17 protein-coding genes are annotated in these 18498 nt (G+C 73.4%); 15 read left to right on the forward strand and 2 right to left on the reverse strand.

Going from position 1 to position 18498, the window contains the following annotated elements; genetic code table 11:
* Window positions 1-78: 78 nt before the first annotated feature.
* The 8 genes from ACIP82_RS32295 to mutM all read left to right on the forward strand — a co-directional run bounded on the left by ACIP82_RS32295 (window position 79) and on the right by mutM (window position 6118).
* A complete protein-coding gene (locus tag ACIP82_RS32295) occupies window positions 79-612 on the forward strand; it encodes a hypothetical protein (protein ID WP_363608894.1) in 534 nt (177 codons plus the stop codon).
* Window positions 613-783: 171 nt separating this feature from the next.
* Window positions 784-1368: a 16S rRNA (guanine(966)-N(2))-methyltransferase RsmD gene (rsmD, locus tag ACIP82_RS32300; RefSeq protein WP_363608896.1), complete on the forward strand. Its 585-nt coding sequence runs from the start codon at window positions 784-786 to the stop codon at window positions 1366-1368.
* Between the two features lie 49 nt (window positions 1369-1417).
* Window positions 1418-1909 carry a pantetheine-phosphate adenylyltransferase gene (coaD, locus tag ACIP82_RS32305; RefSeq protein ID WP_363608898.1) on the forward strand — a complete coding sequence of 164 codons (492 nt, stop codon included), beginning with the start codon at window positions 1418-1420 and terminating at the stop codon, window positions 1907-1909.
* 226 nt (window positions 1910-2135) lie between these two features.
* Window positions 2136-3359, forward strand: a complete 1224-nt coding sequence (locus tag ACIP82_RS32310; RefSeq protein WP_400658664.1) for a cell division initiation protein — start codon at window positions 2136-2138, stop codon at window positions 3357-3359.
* Between the two features lie 199 nt (window positions 3360-3558).
* On the forward strand, window positions 3559-4203 hold the full coding sequence (locus tag ACIP82_RS32315) for a DUF177 domain-containing protein (protein WP_363608902.1): 645 nt from the start codon (window positions 3559-3561) through the stop codon (window positions 4201-4203).
* A 2-nt stretch (window positions 4204-4205) separates the two neighbouring features.
* The gene (gene rpmF, locus ACIP82_RS32320) at window positions 4206-4379 is read left to right on the forward strand and encodes a 50S ribosomal protein L32 (RefSeq protein ID WP_030056747.1); all 174 of its coding nucleotides are present in this window, start codon (window positions 4206-4208) and stop codon (window positions 4377-4379) included.
* Between the two features lie 20 nt (window positions 4380-4399).
* A complete protein-coding gene (gene rnc, locus ACIP82_RS32325) occupies window positions 4400-5188 on the forward strand; it encodes a ribonuclease III (protein ID WP_363608904.1) in 789 nt (262 codons plus the stop codon).
* Window positions 5189-5239: 51 nt separating this feature from the next.
* Window positions 5240-6118, forward strand: a complete 879-nt coding sequence (gene mutM, locus ACIP82_RS32330; protein WP_400658668.1) for a bifunctional DNA-formamidopyrimidine glycosylase/DNA-(apurinic or apyrimidinic site) lyase — start codon at window positions 5240-5242, stop codon at window positions 6116-6118.
* A 16-nt stretch (window positions 6119-6134) separates the two neighbouring features.
* Here mutM and ACIP82_RS32335 read toward each other — a convergent pair whose 3' ends face one another.
* Window positions 6135-7052 (reverse strand): hypothetical protein, encoded by a 918-nt coding sequence (locus tag ACIP82_RS32335; RefSeq protein WP_363608908.1) that lies wholly within the window; start codon window positions 7050-7052, stop codon window positions 6135-6137.
* A 291-nt stretch (window positions 7053-7343) separates the two neighbouring features.
* On the opposite strand from ACIP82_RS32335, the gene ACIP82_RS32340 reads away from it, so the two are divergent.
* The 6 genes from ACIP82_RS32340 to ftsY all read left to right on the forward strand — a co-directional run bounded on the left by ACIP82_RS32340 (window position 7344) and on the right by ftsY (window position 15387).
* The gene (locus tag ACIP82_RS32340) at window positions 7344-8693 is read left to right on the forward strand and encodes a transmembrane domain-containing protein (protein WP_400658670.1); all 1350 of its coding nucleotides are present in this window, start codon (window positions 7344-7346) and stop codon (window positions 8691-8693) included.
* Window positions 8694-8818: 125 nt separating this feature from the next.
* Window positions 8819-9307, forward strand: a complete 489-nt coding sequence (locus tag ACIP82_RS32345; RefSeq protein ID WP_400658672.1) for a winged helix-turn-helix transcriptional regulator — start codon at window positions 8819-8821, stop codon at window positions 9305-9307.
* A gap of 38 nt (window positions 9308-9345) precedes the next feature.
* Window positions 9346-9645, forward strand: coding sequence for an acylphosphatase (locus ACIP82_RS32350; RefSeq protein ID WP_363608914.1), 300 nt, complete (start codon window positions 9346-9348; stop codon window positions 9643-9645).
* A 437-nt stretch (window positions 9646-10082) separates the two neighbouring features.
* A complete protein-coding gene (locus tag ACIP82_RS32355) occupies window positions 10083-10286 on the forward strand; it encodes a hypothetical protein (protein WP_030243474.1) in 204 nt (67 codons plus the stop codon).
* A 188-nt stretch (window positions 10287-10474) separates the two neighbouring features.
* Window positions 10475-14116 (forward strand): chromosome segregation protein SMC, encoded by a 3642-nt coding sequence (gene smc, locus ACIP82_RS32360; RefSeq protein ID WP_400658675.1) that lies wholly within the window; start codon window positions 10475-10477, stop codon window positions 14114-14116.
* Window positions 14117-14187: 71 nt separating this feature from the next.
* A complete protein-coding gene (ftsY, locus tag ACIP82_RS32365) occupies window positions 14188-15387 on the forward strand; it encodes a signal recognition particle-docking protein FtsY (RefSeq protein WP_363608918.1) in 1200 nt (399 codons plus the stop codon).
* A 132-nt stretch (window positions 15388-15519) separates the two neighbouring features.
* Here the strand turns inward: ftsY and ACIP82_RS32370 are convergent, their stop codons facing one another.
* On the reverse strand, window positions 15520-16194 hold the full coding sequence (locus ACIP82_RS32370; protein ID WP_400658677.1) for a bifunctional DNA primase/polymerase: 675 nt from the start codon (window positions 16192-16194) through the stop codon (window positions 15520-15522).
* A gap of 611 nt (window positions 16195-16805) precedes the next feature.
* Here ACIP82_RS32370 and ACIP82_RS32375 point away from each other — a divergent pair.
* Window positions 16806-18260 (forward strand): hypothetical protein, encoded by a 1455-nt coding sequence (locus ACIP82_RS32375; protein WP_363608922.1) that lies wholly within the window; start codon window positions 16806-16808, stop codon window positions 18258-18260.
* The last annotated feature ends 238 nt before the right edge of the window (window positions 18261-18498 follow it).

Consider the following 18498-nt stretch of genomic DNA (forward strand, 5'->3'; position numbering starts at 1 on the left):
AGACCCCCGGGAGAGAATGGAGTTGTTCAGGGCGCACTCCCAACGTGCGTACCTGGCGCGACATTTGGGGGTCATGCCATGGCATTCCGTCATCTCAACGAGCTCCCGCTGGGCGACAAGGTCTTCCGGATCGAACTCGCCAGCGACGACGACCGCGAGGTCACCCTCACCCTGACCGGCTGGCGGGAGGGGGCGGCGGCCTCGCCGCTCGCCTCGGGCCGGCTCCGCCTGCCGGTCGAGGACGTCGCCTCGCTGCGGATCGCGCTCAACCGCGCGCTGCGGGCGCTGGCGATCGTCGCCGATGTCTCCGAGCCCATCCCCGACCGTGACGTGCTGCGCGAGCTCTACCCCGGCCATGGCGCCCCCTGGGTGCCGCAGCACGAGGAGGAGCTGGTCCGGCGGTTCCACGACAGCGAGACCATCGCCCGGATCGCCGCCCGCTTCGGCCGCACGCCCGACTCCGTCCGCACCAAGCTGCGCGAGCTCGGCCACGACCCGCGCCGCCCCGAGTTCTGCCCGCCCGACGGCTGCCTCTCCTGGTCCCGCTACGCCTCGCCGACACTGCTCGGCGCGGCCGTTCCGGCCCAGACCGCGGTCCCCGACGCAAGCTGAGCACCCGGCCCCTCCCGCCGGACCGGGCTGAGCCGAGGGGCCGACGACGCGAGCGAGCCGAAGGGGCGCGGGAGGGAGGACGGCGGTACCGGGCACCAGCGCCCCGGAGGCGAGCCGAGCGCGGAGCAGGGGATAGCGTGGTGGGCAGCGACGAAAGGACCTCCCACCACCATGACCCGCGTCATCGCCGGGGCGGCCGGCGGCCGTCGGCTGGCCGTACCGCCCGGCCGGGGCACCCGCCCGACCTCCGACAAGGCCCGCGAGGCGATGTTCTCCACCCTGGAGTCGCTGCGCGGGACCCTGCACGGGGTCCGGATGCTCGACCTGTTCGGCGGATCGGGCGCGGTCGGTCTGGAGGCGCTGTCGCGCGGCGCCGAGCACGTGCTGCTGGTCGAGGCGGACGGCCAGGCGGCCCGGGTGATCCGGGAGAACGTCCGGATCGTCAACCTCCCGGGGGCCGAGGTGCGGGCCGCCCGGGCCGAGAAGGTGATCGTGGGGCCGGCCCCGGAGGTCCCGTATGACCTGGTCTTTCTCGACCCGCCGTACGTCGTCACCGACGACGAGGTGCGCGAGATGCTGATCACACTCCTGGCCGGGGACTGGCTCGCGGACGGCGCACTCGTCACCGTGGAGCGCAGCACCCGCGGTGGCGGGTTCGGCTGGCCGGAGGGCTTCGAGGGGGTGCGCTCGCGCCGTTACGGCGAGGGCACGCTCTGGTACGGTCGCGCCGCCGCCGAGGCTCGCCAACACTCGTAACGGGCCGAGGCCCGCAGCAGCCGTCACCCGATGAGGGAGCACCCACGCCATGCGTCGCGCCGTCTGTCCCGGATCGTTCGACCCGATCACCAACGGTCATCTCGACATCATCGAGCGGGCCTCGAAGCTGTACGACGTGGTGCATGTCGCGGTCCTGATCAACCGGAACAAGCAGGGCATGTTCACCATCGAGGAGCGGATCGGCCTGATCGAGGAGACCACCGCCCAGTACGGGAACATCGTGGTGGAGTCGCACAGCGGCCTGCTGGTGGACTTCTGCCGGGAGCGCGACATCCCGGCGATCATCAAGGGCCTGCGTGCCGTCAGCGACTTCGACTACGAGCTGCAGATGGCGCAGATGAACCACGGCCTCAGCGGCGTCGAGACGCTGTTCGTGCCGACCTCGCCGACGTACAGCTTCCTGTCGTCCACCCTGGTCAAGGAGGTCGCCTCGTACGGGGGCGACGTCTCGCACCTGCTGCCGGAGACGGTGCACCGCCGGCTGGTCGACCGGATCGCGGAGCGCAGGGCCGCGCAGTAACGCGCGGGCTTTCCGCTCGTCCGTCCGTTCGCCCGCCCGTCCGCTCGGAGTCCGTTTCTGCCGGTTCGTCATGAGTTGTCCCCGGTCCGGGCGGGCGGTCCGGTCCGGGCGTTGTGACCTCGCGCGGCGGTGGCCGTAAAGTCTGTATTCCTGCCCTGCGGTGAGGTCCACCGCGCTGGGCCTGCCTCCGCCGGACCGTCGGCGGCACACGGAAAGACGAAGCCCCGTGGACGTGCAGAACAAAGTCGACGAGATCGTCGCGGCCGTCGAGAACGCCCGCGCGATGCCGATGTCGGCCTCCTGCGTGGTGAACCGAGCCGAGCTGGTCGGTCTGCTCCAGGGCCTGCGGGCGGCCCTGCCCGCCGAACTGGCCCAGGCGCAGTCCGTGATGGCGGACCACGAGCAGGTGGTGGCCGAGGCGCAGGCCGAGGCGGAGCGGATCATCCAGGGCGCGCACGCCGAGCGCGGTTCGCTGATCTCCGACACCGAGGTGGTCCGCCGGGCCCAGGCCGAGGCGGACCGCATCCTCGCGGAGGCGCGGGCCGAGGTCGAGGCCAAGCTCAGCGAGGCCGACGACTACGTGGACAGCAAGCTCGCCAACTTCGAGGTCGTGCTCACCAAGACGCTGGGCGCGGTCGGCCGCGGCCGGACCAAGCTGCGCGGCGACGCCAGTGTCTTCGAGACCGAGTACGAGGGCGAGAGCGACGGCGAGGAGTTCCGGCCGCAGCAGCGGATCAGCCCGAGCCCCGAGGTCGACGAGTACGTCGATGTGAAGCTCGCCACCCTGGAGGCCGTCCTCGGCAAGACGCTGGCGGCCGTCGGCAAGGGCCGCGACAAGCTGCTCGGCAAGGCCCCGATCGACGAGCTGGGCGCCTACCTGGCCGCCGCCGACCAGGCCCAGCAGGCCAAGAACCGCGCCGAGGCGGTCGCGGCGGGCTTCGCCGCCGACGCCGACGGCGAGGAGATCCCCTGGTACCGCGAAGAGGTGCCGCAGCAGCAGACCTGGCCCGAGCAGACCCCGGCCGCGGCCGGCTGGCAGACCCCCGGCGCGGACCAGTACGCGGCCGCCCAGCAGCAGGGCGGGCAGTACGCCGAGGTCTACGGCGGCGGCTTCGACCCGGCCGTGCAGGGCGACCCCTACGGCGCCCAGTACGGCTACCCGCAGCAGCCGCCCCAGCCGCCCCAGCAGCCGGGCTACCCGGCCGGGCGGCAGGACGCCTGGGGGAACCCGCAGCCGGACGGCACGGACGGCTACCCCCAGCAGCAGGGCTTCGCCGCCCAGCAGTACGACGCGTGGGGGCAGCCCCAGCAGACCGCCGGGGGCGGCTACCCGCCGCCGCCGGCCGCCCCGCCGCAGCTCCCGCAGCAGCAGCAGGGGCTGGACGAGACCAGCTTCTTCGACACCAGCATGATCGACATGACCAGGCTCAGGGAGCTCGGCGGCCGCTGATCCCGGCCGCCCGGCCGGGTGCCTCGCGGGGTGCCCGGCGAGGGCCCCGGCGGGGAGCCCGGCCGGGACCGAAGTTGGGCCTGACGGGAGACTCCGGTAGTCTGACCACTCCGGCCTCTCCGTGTCGGGCCGTCGGTCTGCCCGCGCATCATCCGATGAGCAGCGCCGCACCTCAGTCTCCTCAGGAAGTCAGGACACCTTGAACCGCCTCGACCACCGCGACCCCCTCGTGTTCGACACGCACGAGCTGGGACGTCGCCCGGGCTCGCTGCGCAAGGTGTCCCGCACCCTGGAGGCCCCCGAGGGCCTCGGGATCATCGATGTGATCGGCGTCCCGGAGAAGAGCGAGATCCGGCTGGAGCTCCGCCTGGAGTCCGTGGTCGAGGGTGTGCTGGTGACCGGCACCGCCGAGGCCCGGGTCGAGGGCGAGTGCGCACGGTGCCTGGAGCCGGTCGAGGACGACCTCGAGGTGGACTTCCAGGAGCTGTACTACTACCCGGAGTCCGACGAGCGCCACCGCGCCCGGACCGCCGGGGCCGAGGACCTCGACGAGGACTCGGACGAAGAGACTTACCGTCTGGAGGGCGACTTCTTCGACCTCCAGCCGGTGCTGCGTGACGCGGTGGTGCTCGCACTGCCGCTGCAGCCGGTGTGCCAGGACGACTGCCTGGGCCTGTGCTCCGAATGCGGAGCGCGCCTGAGCGACGACCCGGCGCACCACCACGAGGCCGCCGACCCCCGGTGGGCGGCTCTGCAGGGACTCTCCGCCGCCCCCGGCGACGAGGGTGACGGGATCAAGAACAGCGACACCCGTGAGGGTGCCGCCGAGAACCAGGAGAAGTAGCCGTGGCTGTTCCGAAGCGGAAGATGTCGCGCAGCAACACGCGCCACCGCCGTTCCAACTGGAAGGCCGTCGTTCCGGCCCTCGTGGCGTGCGACCGCTGCCACGAGCCGAAGCTCGGCCACATCGCGTGCCCGAGCTGCGGCACGTACAACCGCCGCCAGGTCCTCTCGGTCTGATCGGCGGGGTGCACGGATCGATGTCGGACGGTAATCCCTCCCGCAAGGCGGCCATCGCCCCGAAGGGTCCTTCGGGCGGCGGAAAGGCCGGCGGGCCGGCTTCGACCGAATACGACGTCCTGGAAGGGCGCCTCGGGTACACACTTGAGCGCGCCCTTCTGGTACGTGCCCTGACCCACCGCTCGTACGCGTACGAGAACGGTGGGCTGCCCACCAACGAGCGCCTGGAGTTCCTCGGCGACTCGGTGCTGGGCCTGGTGGTGACCGACACCCTCTACCGCGTCCACCCGGACGTCCCCGAGGGCACGCTCGCCAAGCTGCGCGCCGCGGTGGTGAACTCCCGCGCGCTCGCGGACGTCGGCCGGGGTCTGGACCTCGGCGTCTTCATCCGGCTCGGCAAGGGCGAGGAGGGCACCGGCGGTCGCGACAAGTCGTCGATCCTCGCCGACACCGTCGAGGCCGTGATCGGCGCCGTCTACCTGGACCAGGGCCTGGACGCGGCCACCGAGTTCGTCCACCGGCTGTTCGACCCGCTGATCGAGGAGTCCTCTCAGCTGGGGGCCGGCCTGGACTGGAAGACCAGCCTTCAGGAACTCACCGCCTCGGCGGGTATCGGAGTCCCGGAGTACGTGGTCGCGGAGTCCGGTCCGGACCACGAGAAGACCTTCACCGCCGCTGCCCGGGTGGCCGGCGAGGACTTCGGCACCGGTGTCGGCCGCTCGAAGAAGGAAGCCGAGCAGAAGGCCGCGGAGAGCGCCTGGCGGGCGATCAAGGAGAAGTACGCCAACCGCCTGCCCGGTGGCGCCTGAGTTCGCAGTAGCCTTCCTCCTGCAGATCCCCGTCGCAGGAGGCCAGTTCACGTGCCCGAACTCCCCGAGGTAGAGGTCGTCCGCCGAGGGCTGGCGAACTGGGTCGCCGGCCGGACCGTCGCCGGCGTCCAGGTGCTGCACCCGCGCGCGGTGCGCCGCCAGCCCGCCGGGCCGGCCGACTTCGCCGCCCGGCTGACCGGCACCACGCTCGGCAGCGCGCAGCGGCGCGGCAAGTACCTCTGGGTGCCGCTCTCCGGTGCCGGAACCGGATTCTCACTGCTCGGCCACCTCGGGATGAGCGGCCAACTGCTCGTCCAGGACCCGACGGTGCCCGACGAGACGCATCTGCGGGTGCGGCTGCGGTTCACCGACGGCGGGCGCGAACTGCGCTTCGTCGACCAGCGGACCTTCGGCGGTCTCGCGGTGGAGGAGGCCGAGGACGGCGACCCGGAGGGGACCCCGGTCTCCCTCGCGCACATCGCCCGCGACCCGCTCGACCCGCGCTTCGACGACGCCGCCTTCGTGGCCGCGCTGCGCGCCAGGCGCACCACGGTCAAGCGGGCCCTGCTGGACCAGACCCTGATCAGCGGCGTCGGCAACATCTACGCCGACGAGGCGCTCTGGCGCTCCCGGCTGCACTACGACCGCCCGACCGGCTCGCTCACCCGCCCCCAGGCCGCCGTACTGCTGGCGCACGCCCGGGACGTGATGACCGCCGCCCTCGCCGTCGGCGGCACCAGCTTCGACAGCCTCTACGTCAACGTGAACGGCGAGAGCGGCTACTTCTCCCGCGACCTCGACGCCTACGGCCGTGAGCACGAGCCCTGCCGCCGCTGCGGCACCCCGATCCGCCGCGCGGCCTGGATGAACCGGTCCAGCTACTTCTGCCCCCGCTGCCAGCGCGTGCCACGGGCCCGCAGCGGGGGCTGAAGGGCGCTCCGAGCCCTCAGTGCTTGGTGAGTTCGGGCTCGGCGGCGGTGTCGCCGAGGGCGCCGTGGGTGTCCTGGCCGAAGTAGGCGACGCCGACGGCGGAGACCACGGCGAGCAGGAAGCCGAGGACGCCGAGCCAGCCGAGGCCGGCCTTGGAGGAGTCGCCGAGCCACAGGACGCCGACCGCGCCGGGCAGGACGGTCTCGCCGACCACCAGGGCGGCGGTCGCGCCGTTCACCGAGCCGATCTGCAGCGCGACGGTGTGCACGTACATCCCGCCGAGGCCGCCGACCAGGATCGCGTACAGGGCCGGGTCGGAGAGCAGCCTGCCGAGCTCGAACGGGTCGACGCCGTTGAGGATGCGCACGCCGACGCCGAGGGCGCCGAAGCCGAGGCCGGAGAGCAGACCGGCGACGATCGCGCCGTTGGCGCCCATCCGCCGCACCAGCAGTCCGCCGCCGGCCAGCAGCACGGTGGTGATCGCCAGCAGCCCCCAGTGGAAGGCCATCGACGCGTGGTGGCCGCCCTCCGGGCCGGCCGAGACGGCCAGCAGCACCAGCGCCGAGCAGAGCACGCCGATCGACGCCCACTCCAGCTGCTTCAGCCGTATCCCGAGCAGCTTGATGCTCAGCACCGCGGTGATCACCAGGTTGGCGCTGATGATGGTCTGCGAGAGGAACAGCGGCAGCAGCCGGGCGGCCAGCGCCCCGAGCCCGAAACCGATCAGGTCGAGCACGGTGCCGACGATGAACTCCCAGGTGACCGCGGCCTTCGCGGTCGAGGAGAGGCTGGGCCCGCCGTGCTCGGTGACCCCGGCCGCGGAGCCCCGGGCGGCCTCCTCCCGGGCGGAGCGACGTGATCCGACGGCCTGCAGGACCGAGCCGGTGCCGTAACAGGCGGAGGCCGCCACGGCGGTGACGAGGCCGATGAACACCGAGTGCTCCGATCGAGAGAAGTGGTCAAGAGAAGGTCATGGGACAGGTGGTCCGGCACCACTATGCCTGGTGCCGGGGTAGCGTCAGGACGGGTGTGACCACGGTGGGCCCGCCGGGACGTACGACCGGGCCGGGGCCCGGGTTCCCGCCCCCGGGCAGGCTCAGGGGCGGCCGGGGGGAACATCATCCCGGAGGAGGGCGCCGCCCCCGGCGGACGATGGGGGTGCGCGGCGGTCCCCGTACGCGAAGGGTATGCCGTGCCGGGAGGCCGGCCGGGGTAGCGTCAAGGCATGAGAACCCTTGCTCGACGACGTTCCCGGGGCGCCGGGCCGCTGGCCCTCGTGGCGGCGGTGCTCGGGCTGTTGCTCCTGCTGGCGCCGACCGCCTCGGCGGCCGGCGGGCTGGACGATGCCGCCGCCGCTCTCAAGCAGGGCCGGGTGTACGTCGACCCGGCGATGGAAAGCCGGTTCGGCCAGAGCCAGGCCGACGCCCTGACCGCGAAGATCCGCAAGGCCGACAAGCCGATCTTCATCGCGGTGGTTCCGGCCGCCGATCCGTACGGCGCCACGACGGTCTTCACCGACCTGCGGACCAAGACCGGCATCACCGGCACCTACGGCATCTGGAGCGGCGACCAGTTCAAGGCCCGCTCCGACAAGTCCGCGCTGCCGAGCGTGAACGCGGAGCGGATCGCGGGCGCGTCCTTCCGTTCCCACCCGGGCGACATCGACGCCGTCCTCAACGACTTCGTCGACACCGCCGCCCCGCAGGTCAAGGGCCACGGCGTGAACGGCGACAGCGACAGCGGCGGCGTTTCGACCGCCGCGATCGTCGTCCCGCTGGCCCTGCTGGCGCTGGCCGGCACCGGGGTGTTCCTGCTCTTCCGCCGGGCCAAGCGGCGCAAGGAGGAGCAGCGCCTGGCCGACCTGGCCCAGCTGCGCCAGGTGGTGGACGAGGACATCACCGCCTTCGGCGAGGAGCTGGACCGGCTCGACTTCAGCCCGGGTGCGGCGGACGCCGACGACACCCAGCGCGCCGACTACGCGCACGCCCTCGACTCGTACGAGCGGGCCAAGCGGAGCATGGACGAGGCGAAGGGGCCGGAGGACGTCAAGCCGGTCACCGAGGCGCTGGAGGACGGCCGGTTCTCGCTGGCCACGCTGGCGGCCCGGCGGGAGAAGCGGCCGCTGCCGGAGCGCCGTCCGCCGTGCTTCTTCGACCCCCGGCACGGCCCGTCCGTGCGGGACGCCGACTGGGCCCCGGCCGGCGGCGCGGCGCGCACCGTCCCGGTCTGCCAGGCGGACGCGGCCCGGCTCGCCGCCGGACAGGACCCGGACATCCGGACCGTCCCGACCGAGCACGGCCCGCAGCCGTACTGGAACGCCGGCCCGGCGTACGCGCCGTGGGCGGGCGGCTACTTCGGCGGCTTCGGCGGCGGGCTGCTGCCCGGGCTGCTGGTCGGCACCATGCTCGGCTCGATGATGAGCGGCCCGGCCTACGCGGCCGCGCCGATGATGGACGCCGGCTCGTCCTTCGAGGGCGGCGACTACTCCGGTGCGGACTTCAGCTCCGAGGACTTCGGCGGCGGTTTCGACGGCGGGGACTTCGGGGGCGGCGGGGACTTCGGCGGAGGATTCTGAGCCGCCACCCGGTCGACCACGGACGGCCCCGCCGGTGACGGCGGGGCCGTCGTGCTGCCGGAGGCCGGCCGGGAGCGCCGGCCGATTGAGTTTGAGAACACAACCCGGTGTGGCAGGCTGGCCGGGTGACCTCCCGCACTCCTTCGGCCCTCCCCGGCCGGCCCTGCTCGATCGCCGCCGCCCTCCAGGTCGTCGGTGAGAAGTGGGCGCTGCTCGCCGTCCGCGAACTGTTCTACGGCAACCACCGCTTCGACCGGATCGCCCGTAACACCGGCGCCCCGCGCGACCGGCTGACCGCGCGGCTGCGCGCCCTGGAGGAGGCGGGCGTGGTGGAGCGCCGCGCCTACAGCGAGCGGCCGCCGCGCTACGAGTACCACCTCACCGAGGCGGGCCGGGACCTCGCGCCGCTCACCCAGGCGCTGCTCGGCTGGGGCGACCGCTGGCTCGCCCCCGAGCCGCCCGTGATCTTCGAGCACGCCCCCGAAGGGCGCGAGCCGCACCCCTACGACCCGGCCTGGGTCTGCCGCACCTGCGGCGAGGAGGGGCGGCGGGGCGAGCTGGAGATGGAGATCCACAGCCCGGGCTGGACGGTGGAAGGGCCCGTGGAGCCCTGACCGGGCAGGCCGCGAGGGCGCCGGATAGGGTCTGGGGCATGCACGGTCGTGACGCGCACAGCGATGAACCGGTCCGGGCGACCGCCTGGGTGCGGGGCAAGGTCCAGCAGGTCGGCTTCCGCTGGTGGACCAGGGCGCGGGCGCTGGAGATCGGCCTGACCGGCTATGCGAGCAACCTCGGCGACGGCCGGGTCCAGGTGGTGGCCGAAGGGGCGGCCGTCGACTGCGAGGAACTGCTCGCCCTGCTCCGCGGCCCCGACACCCCCGGCGCCGTCACCGGGGTCACCGAGATCTGGACCGCCGTCGGCAGCGGCTACGAGGGCTTCGAGATCCGCTGAGCCGACCGCCGAACCGGCCGCCGGGCAGGGCGGTTGGGCCGGGCCTCCCACCGGGCCGCCCGAAACAACCGACCACCTTCGGTGTCATGCGGTTGCCATCCGGGCAGACTCGTGGTTGACTCCGCAGCGAACGATGATCCACGAGTACGCGGTGGACCGGCCCGAGACCGTCTGGCGTGACAGCACCGCCATGCAGGTGACAGGGGCGCGGTAGCGTGCGGTGATCGTGTTGACCCGTACAGTCTTTGGTGAGACGCTGGAAACCCGCGCACACGACCGCGTTTTCCCGGTAGGTGCACGCCCCGGTGAGCCCAGCTCACGGTGCGTGTGCCGCAGTGCCCAGCCAGCACTGCCGGTGGAGCGCCGCGCGTGCGTCACCCTTCCCCCTAGACCAGTACCGTTCCGGTTCGGTCACTCAGCGTGGAGGACCATTCATCATGGCAAAGGCGCTTCTCGGGTACGTCGGCGGCCCCGACCCGCGAATGCTTTCCGAGATGCGACGGCTTCAGCAGCGCGTCCAGGACCTTGAATCCGAGCTTCTTCGGATGCAGGCCGAGAACGACGCTCTCACCGCTGTCGCTGACGAGCACTCGCTGCTCAACAGCATCGATCTGGATCAGCGGGAGCCGGCTCTCACCTGAGTCCCGCCCGGTCCTCACAGATCGACGCCGCTGTGCACCGAGCCGCCCCGAAAGGGACGCAGCTTGCAAGGGACGCCCTGAGTGGCGTCCCTTCGTCGTGTCCGCGTCGTGTCCGCGCACGGAACCGGCGGGTCCGGCCGGATACAGTCGCCGCTGGGGGCCCGGGCGAGCGATGAGGAGACCGGCGCGTGCACCTGAAGAGTCTGACGCTGCGCGGGTTCAAATCCTTCGCCTCCGCCACCACCCTGCGCTTCGAGCCCGGGATCACCTGCGTGGTCGGCCCCAACGGCTCCGGCAAGTCGAACGTGGTCGACGCCCTGTCCTGGGTGATGGGGGAGCAGGGCGCCAAGTCGCTGCGCGGCGGCAAGATGGAGGACGTCATCTTCGCCGGGACCAGCGGGCGCGCCCCGCTCGGCCGCGCCGAGGTCAGTCTCACCATCGACAACTCCGACGGCGCGCTGCCGATCGACTACGCCGAGGTGACCATCACCCGGACGATGTTCCGCAACGGTGGCAGCGAGTACGCGCTCAACGGCACCACCTGCCGGCTGCTCGACATCCAGGAACTGCTCTCCGACTCCGGTATCGGCCGCGAGATGCACGTCATCGTCGGCCAGGGCCAGCTGGACTCCGTACTGCACGCCGACCCGATGGGGCGCCGGGCCTTCATCGAGGAGGCCGCCGGCGTCCTCAAGCACCGCAAGCGCAAGGAGAAGGCGCTGCGGAAACTGGACGCGATGCAGGTCAACCTCAACCGGGTCCAGGACCTGGTGGCCGAACTGCGCCGCCAGCTCGGCCCGCTCGGCCGACAGGCCAGGATCGCCCGCCGGGCCGCGGGCATCCAGGCCGATCTGCGCGACGCCCGGCTGCGGCTGCTCGCCGACGACCTGCTCACCCTGCGTCGGGCCGTCGAGGCGGAGACCGCCGACGAACAGGCGCTCACCCTGCGCCGCTCCACCGTCGAGCGGGAACTCGCCCACGCGGTGCGGCGCGAAGCCGTACTGGAAGCCCAGATCCAGCAGCTCGGCCCGAGCCTGGAGACGGCCCGGCAGACCTGGTACCGGCTCTCCGCCCTCGCCGAACGCACCCGCGGCACCCTCGGACTGGCCGAGGCCAGGGCCCGGCACGCGGCCGCCGGCGGGCAGGCCGAGGAGCGGCGCGGGCGCGACCCGGAGGAACTGGAGCGGGAGGCGGGGCGCGTCCGGGAGGAGGAGGCCGAACTGGCCGAGGCGCTGGCGGAGGCCCAGTACGCGCTGGCCGAGGCGGTCGAGACCAGGGGAGCGCTGGAACGCGCGCTGGCCGAGGAGGAACGCCGGCTGAAGGGCGTCGCCCGGGCCATCGCGGACCGCCGGGAGGGCCTGGCCCGGCTGCAGGGGCAGTCGGCGGCCGCGCGGTCCAAGGCGGCGGCGGCCGAGGCCGAGATCGGCCGGCTCACCGAGGCCCGGGACGACGCGCTGCTGCGGGCCGGGGCCGCCCAGCGCGAGTACGAGGAACTGCGCGAGCAGGTCGACGCGCTGGCGGTGGACGACGACCAGGCCGACGCCGCGCACGAGGCCGCCCGGGAACGGCTCGCCCGGGTCGAGGGCGACCTCACCGCCGCCCGCGAGGCGGCCGGCGCGGCCGAACGCGAGCGGGCCGGGCTCACCGCGCGGCACGAGACGCTCGCCCTGGGGCTGCGCCGCAAGGACGGCAGCGGAGCCCTGCTCGCGGCCGGTGACCGGCTGACCGGTCTGCTGGGCCCGGCGGCCGCGCTGCTGCGGATCGAACCCGGCGCCGAGGCGGCCGTCGCGGCCGCGCTCGGAGTGGCCGCGGACGCGGTGGCCGCCGACTCGCCCGCTACGGCCGCCGAGGCGCTGCGCCTGCTGCGCGAGGAGGACTCCGGGCGGGCCGCTCTGCTGATCGCCGGAGCCGCCGAACCCGACCACGTCGTGGGGGAGTTGCCCGCAGGTGCCCGCTGGGCCGCCGAACTGGTCGACGGCCCGCCGGGGTTGCGGTCGGCCGCGCGCGCCCTGCTGGACCGGACCGTGCTGGTCGGCTCGCTCGACGAGGCGCTGCAACTGATCCACGAGCGGCCCGGGTTGACCGCCGTCACGGTTGACGGCGACCGGCTCGGCGCGGGGTTCGCGCACGGCGGATCCGGTGGTGCGCCCAGTCTGCTGGAGACCCAGGCCGCGGTGGACGAGACCGCCCGGGCGATCGCCGAACTGGCCGTCCAGTGCGCGGAGTCCGCCGAGAGGCTGGATCAACTCACGGAGCTGCGAAGGGAGTCGGCCGCCGAACTGGAGCGGCTGGCGGCCCGGCGGCGGCAGGCCGGGAAGGACCGGGCCGAGGTGGCGGGCGCGCTCGGCCGGCTCGGCGGGCAGGCCCGCGCCGCCGCCGGCGAGGCCGAACGGCTGGCGGCCGCCGCCGCCCGGGCCGAGGACGGCCTGGCGCAGCTGCTGGCCGGCGCCGAGGAACTGGCCGAACGGCTCGCGGCGGCCGAGGAGTCGGCGGACGCGGGGGAGGACGAGCCGGACACCACCGAGCAGCAGCGGCTGGCCGACGCCGCCGCCCGGGCCCGGCAGACCGAACTGGAGGCCCGACTCGCGGTACGCACCCACGAGGAGCGGGTCCGCGCCCTCACCGGCCGGGCGGACCAGCTGGACCGGGCCGCCCGGGCCGAGCGCGAGGCGCGCGCCCGGGCCGCCGAGCGCCGCCGGCGCGCCGAGCACGACGCCGGGGTGGCGAACGCCGTCGCGGCGGGCGCCCGGCAGCTGCTGGCCTGCGTGGAGGTGTCGCTGGCCCGCGCGGACACCGAGCGGGCGGCCGCCGAGCAGGCGCGCGCCGAACGGGAGACGGAGCTGCGGGACCACCGCGAGCACGGGCGCGGGCTCAAGGCCGAGCTGGACAAGCTGGTCGACGCCGGGCACCGGGACGAGGTGCTGCGAGCGGAGAAGCGGCTGCGGATCGAACAGGTGGAGACCCGGGCGCTGGAGGAGTTCGGCATCGGGGGCGACGAGCTGCTCGCCTCCTACGGCCCTGAGCAGCTCGTCCCGCCGACGCCCGCGGCGCCGGACGCCGACGGCAACGCGGCGGAGGGCCAGGAGCAGGGCGAGCCGCGCCCGTTCGTCCGGGCCGAGCAGGAGAAGCGGCTGAAGGCGGCCGAGAAGGCGTACCAGCAGCTCGGCAAGGTGAACCCGCTCGCGCTGGAGGAGTACGCGGCGCTGGAGGAGCGGCACCGCTTCCTCGGCGAACAGCTGGACGACCTCAAACGCGGCCGGCGCGACCTGCTGGACATCGTCAAGGACGTGGACGAGCGGGTCGAGCAGCTGTTCACCTCGGCCTACCACGACACCGCCGCCCAGTTCGAGGGCGTGTTCTCCCGGCTCTTCCCGGGTGGGGAGGGGCGGCTGGTACTGACCGACCCGGACTCCATGCTGACCACGGGCGTCGAGGTGGAGGCCCGTCCGCCGGGCAAGAAGGTCAAGCGGCTCTCGCTGCTCTCCGGCGGCGAGCGCTCGCTCACCGCGGTGGCGCTGCTGGTGTCGATCTTCAAGGCCAGGCCCAGCCCGTTCTACGTGATGGACGAGGTGGAGGCGGCGCTCGACGAGACCAACCTGCGCCGGCTGATCGGGATCATGGAGGAGCTGAGGGAGAGCTCCCAGCTGATCGTGATCACCCACCAGAAGCTGACCATGGAGTCCGCCGACGCCCTCTACGGCGTGACCATGAAGGGCGACGGCATCTCCCAGGTGATCAGCCAGCGCCTGCGCGAGGGGGCGCCTCCCGGCCGCCGGACCGGGGGAGAGCACCGGGAGCGGCCGAAGACGGTCCGACCCGCATCGGTCTAGGGCCAGTTCGACGACTGGCCCTACGCCGCCTGCGGTCCGCCCGGGTCCCGGTCACGGATACTGGGGGGGTTATGGAATACGTGATCCTTGCCGTAGTCATCGCCGTGGTCGCCATCGGCGCGATCGCCGGCCTCGTCGTTTCCGGCAGACGACGCCAGCAGCTGCCCCCGAAGTCGCCGGCGCCGGTCATCACGGCGCCCCCGACCCCGCAGGAGCCCCAGGTCGGCGACGAGTCCGCGCCGCCGACCGAGGAGCCCAGACGCACCGTCGAGGAGGTGGAGCTCCCCGAGGCCGAGGCCGTCCCCGCGCCGGCCGAGGCCGAGGAGGCTCCGGCCCTCGAAGTCCCCGAGCCCACCGCAGGCCGACTCGTCCGGCTGCGCTCCCGGCTCTCCCGCTCGCAGAACTCGCTCGGCAAGGGCCTGCTCACGCTGCTCTCGCGTGAGCGCCTGGACGAGGACACCTGGGAGGAGATCGAGGAGACCCTGCTGACCGCCGACGTCGGCGTCGCCCCCACCCAGGAGCTGGTCGATCGGCTCCGCACCCGGGTGAAGGTGCTCGGCACCCGTACCCCGGAAGACCTGCGCGGCCTGCTGCGCGAGGAACTGGTCGAGCTGATCGGCACCGAAGCCGACCGCACCGTGCACTCCACCAGGCACGCGGAGGGCCCGGCCGTGGTCCTGGTGGTCGGCGTCAACGGCGTCGGCAAGACCACCACCACCGGCAAGCTGGCCCGGGTCCTGGTCGCCGACGGCCGCAAGGTGGTGCTCGGCGCCGCCGACACCTTCCGGGCCGCCGCCGCCGACCAGCTGCAGACCTGGGGCGAGCGGGTCGGCGCGCGGACCGTACGCGGCCCGGAGGGCGGTGACCCGGCCTCGATCGCGTTCGACGCGGTCAAGGAGGGCATCGCCGAGGGCGCCGACACCGTGCTGGTGGACACCGCCGGCCGACTGCACACCAAGACCGGCCTGATGGACGAGCTGGGCAAGGTCAAGCGGGTGGTCGAGAAGCACGGCCCGGTGGACGAGGTGCTGCTGGTGCTGGACGCCACCACCGGTCAGAACGGCCTGATCCAGGCCCGGGTCTTCGCCGAGGTGGTCGACATCACCGGCATCGTGCTGACCAAGCTGGACGGCACGGCCAAGGGCGGCATCGTGGTCGCCGTGCAGCGGGAGCTGGGCGTCCCGGTCAAGCTGATCGGTCTCGGCGAGGGCGCCGACGACCTGGCGCCGTTCGAGCCGGGCGCGTTCGTCGACGCGCTGATCGGGGACTGACCCCCGTCTCGGTGAAGAAGGGTCCGCTCCGCGAGGGGCGGGCCCTTCGGCGTTGTCCGGACCAGGGCGAGCCCGTCCGGACGTCCTCGGCGCGGTCCGGGCGCCCGGGGGAGCGGAGCGCCCGGCGCCCGGTCAGGAGGCGAGCCAGGCGGGTTCGGCGGTGCGCTCGCGGCTGCGGTGACAGGCGTAGGCGAGCGTGCCGAGCAGCAGCCGGGCCTCGGGCGGGCAGCCGGCGTTGTCGCGGGTGGGCCGGCGCAGCCAGCGCACCGGGCCGAGGCCGCGGAGCACGGTGGGCGGCGCGGCGACATAGCCGCCCTCGCCGTGGCAGGTGAGGTCCAGGGCGGCGTCGTCCCATCCCATCCGGTACAGCAGGTCGGGCAGCCGGCGGGCGGTGCCGGCCGCGACCAGGAACTGGAGCCGGCCGGTGGGGGTGGCGAGCACCGGGCCGATCTGGGTGCCCATCCGCTCCAGCCGGACCAGGGCCTGGAGGCCGGCCTGCTCGGGGACGTCCAGGACGTCGAAGGCCCGGCCGGTGGGGAACAGGACCGAGTCGTCCGCGTCGGGCCGCCCGGCGGGCCGACGGCCGGACCCGGGGTGCAGACCGGGCGCGCCGCAGCGGGGGGTGCCGCACTGGCAGCGGGCCGGGGCGCTGCCGGAGCCGGCCGGGCCGCCGACGGCGACCGCCCAGCCCCAGCGGCCGGTGTACTCCGCGGCGGCCCGGGACGCGGTGACGCGGGTGCGGCGGCGCGCGCCCAGCTGTGTCAGCCGCAGGTGTCCCAGCCGAAGTTCGCCGAACAGGTTGTCCATGCCTCCCCCAACAGATTCAGGTAGCCGATGGTTACGGGATGGTGACTGTGTGTTGCGTGATGGTTGCGTCGTGCGTGGTGCGGTAGCGGCGCGCAGCGCGTGGCGTGCGCCTGTTGCGACGGTGTGCCTCGGGCGCCGCCTTGTGGCCGGCGGTGTCGATGCCCGATCGTCGGGAGGGTGGGGCGGCCGGCGAGGAGTCGGGTGTCAAACTCGCCTGTGGTTGTTGTGGGTTGCGATGATTTCGGGGTGTGCCGGGGCGGACTTGGCGGCCTGCATATGCCGGACGGTCGGACCTCTCCAGTGAAGCGTGCGGGGCCTGGCTTCGGTTCACTCCTGGGGGTGGCGAAAGGTGGCGTTTCGCCAGGGCCGCTCCCTCGGGCAGCCGGCGGGGCATTACGTTCAGCACACGGACATCGTCGGGGAGTCCGCTCCGGGCCATCCGCGGACGGGAGTTGGGAGAACTGACGAACCGTCCGTGGCGATGGCGCACCAGTACGACAACTGATACGGCAGCAACCTCGGATACGGCACGTCTGGCAAGAGCCCGCAACCGTCGGGCGGACACGATCGGGGGCCCCTCAGCAGGGGCCGGGCGGGATGGGGACATTCCCATGGCAGAGAAGCAACCCAATGAGAAGCTGACCACGTGGTTCGGCCGCAGCGGCTGGTCCAAGGGCGAGTTGGCCCGCCAGGTCAACCGCAGAGCCCGTCAGATCGGTGCCCACCATGTGTCCACGGACACCTCGCGGGTGCGCCGCTGGCTCGACGGTGAGCAGCCCCGAGAACCTATCCCAAAGATCATGTCGGAACTGTTCTCCGAGCGTTTCGGCTCGGTGGTCTCCATCGAGGACCTCGGCCTGCGCGCCGCCATCCCGGTCTCCACCGTGGGCGGCGGCGTCGACCTGCCGTGGAGCGCGCCCCAGACCGTTCAGCTGATCAGCGACTACTCCCGCAGCGACCTGATGCTCAACCGGCGGGGTTTCCTGGGCACCTCGCTCGCCCTGACCGCCGGTGCCGCGCTGATCGAGCCCATGCAGCGCTGGCTCGCCCCGGGCCCGAGCGGCGTGCCCACCCCGATCCTCACCGCGGCCAACGGCGGCGAGCCGTTCACCGGCCGGCTCTCCGAGCCCGAGCTGGAACTGCTGGAGCAGACCACCGTCATGTTCCGCCAGTGGGACGCCCAGAACGGCGGCGGGCTGCGCCGCAAGGCCGTCGTCGGCCAGCTCCACGAGGTCACCGACCTGCTCCAGGAGACGTACCCCGAGCAGACCACCAAGCGGCTGTTCCGGCTCACCGCCGAACTGGCCCACCTGGCCGGCTGGATGTCGTACGACGTCGGGATGCACCCCAGCGCGCAGAAGTACTACGTACTGGCGCTGCACGCCGCCAAGGAGGCCGGCGACCGCCCGTTCGGCGCGCTCATCCTCACCGACATGAGCCGCCAGATGATCCACCTCAACCGCGGCGAGGACGCCCTGGAGCTGATCCACCTCGCCCAGTACGGCAGCCGCGACACCGCCACCCCGCGCCAGCAGTCGCTGCTGTACGCGATGGAGGCGCGCGCCTACGCCACCATCGGCGAGGTGAACCGCTGCGCCCGGGCCGTCCGGCTGGCCGAGGACACCTTCACCGACATCCGCGAGGGCGACGGCGACCCGGACTGGCTGAAGTTCTTCTCGCCCGCCGAGCTGAACGCCGAGAACGCGCACTCCTTCCGCGACCTCGCCTACCACTCCGACCAGGCCGAGCTGTACGCCTCGATGTCCGCCCCGGTGATGGAGCGCGCGGTGGACCTCTTCCGCCAGGACGGTGACCACGTCCGCTCGTACGCCTTCAACCTGATCGGCATGGCCAGCGTGCACCTGCTGCAGAAGGAGCCGGAGCAGGCCGCGGCGATGGCCGAGCAGGCGGTGGACATCGCCACCAAGGTGCGCTCGGAGCGGCTCAACTCCCGGGTGCGCAAGACCACCGAGGCCGCCGCCTCCCGGTTCAGGGGCGTGGACGCGGTCAGCCGGCTCAAGGAGCGGGTGGTCCAGGACATTCCGGAGTACGTCTCGGTGGTCTGACCCGCGCCGGGCCACCCCCCCCACGGGCCTCCGTCGAGGCCCCGCCCGCCCCGCCGACCGTGACGGCCGCCGCCGTCACGGTCGGCGGCATGTCCGGCGGCATGTCCGGCGGCTCCGGCGGTATGTCCGGCACATGGCGCACGGGCGCCCGGCGCCCGGCGCGCCGCACCGCCCGGGCCCGCCGCGCGCGGCACGATAGCCGGTCCGGAGGCCCGGCGCGGCCGCGGTTCACGCAGGC

Origin of the sequence: Kitasatospora sp. NPDC088548, from assembly GCF_044753005.1 — a bacterium.
In the GTDB taxonomy this organism is placed as follows: Bacteria; Actinomycetota; Actinomycetes; order Streptomycetales; family Streptomycetaceae; genus Kitasatospora.

What these genes read in the sequence shown, in the direction of transcription:
- ACIP82_RS32295 (WP_363608894.1), top strand. Translation starts at nt 79, where the DNA reads ATGGCATTCCGTCATCTCAACGAGCTCCCGCTGGGCGACAAGGTCTTC.
- rsmD (WP_363608896.1), top strand. Translation starts at nt 784, where the DNA reads ATGACCCGCGTCATCGCCGGGGCGGCCGGCGGCCGTCGGCTGGCCGTA.
- coaD (WP_363608898.1), top strand. Translation starts at nt 1,418, where the DNA reads ATGCGTCGCGCCGTCTGTCCCGGATCGTTCGACCCGATCACCAACGGT.
- rnc (WP_363608904.1), top strand. Translation starts at nt 4,400, where the DNA reads ATGTCGGACGGTAATCCCTCCCGCAAGGCGGCCATCGCCCCGAAGGGT.
- ACIP82_RS32340 (WP_400658670.1), top strand. Translation starts at nt 7,344, where the DNA reads ATGAGAACCCTTGCTCGACGACGTTCCCGGGGCGCCGGGCCGCTGGCC.
- ACIP82_RS32350 (WP_363608914.1), top strand. Translation starts at nt 9,346, where the DNA reads ATGCACGGTCGTGACGCGCACAGCGATGAACCGGTCCGGGCGACCGCC.
- ACIP82_RS32355 (WP_030243474.1), top strand. Translation starts at nt 10,083, where the DNA reads ATGGCAAAGGCGCTTCTCGGGTACGTCGGCGGCCCCGACCCGCGAATG.
- ftsY (WP_363608918.1), top strand. Translation starts at nt 14,188, where the DNA reads ATGGAATACGTGATCCTTGCCGTAGTCATCGCCGTGGTCGCCATCGGC.
- ACIP82_RS32370 (WP_400658677.1), bottom strand. Translation starts at nt 16,194, where the DNA reads ATGGACAACCTGTTCGGCGAACTTCGGCTGGGACACCTGCGGCTGACA.
- ACIP82_RS32375 (WP_363608922.1), top strand. Translation starts at nt 16,806, where the DNA reads ATGGCAGAGAAGCAACCCAATGAGAAGCTGACCACGTGGTTCGGCCGC.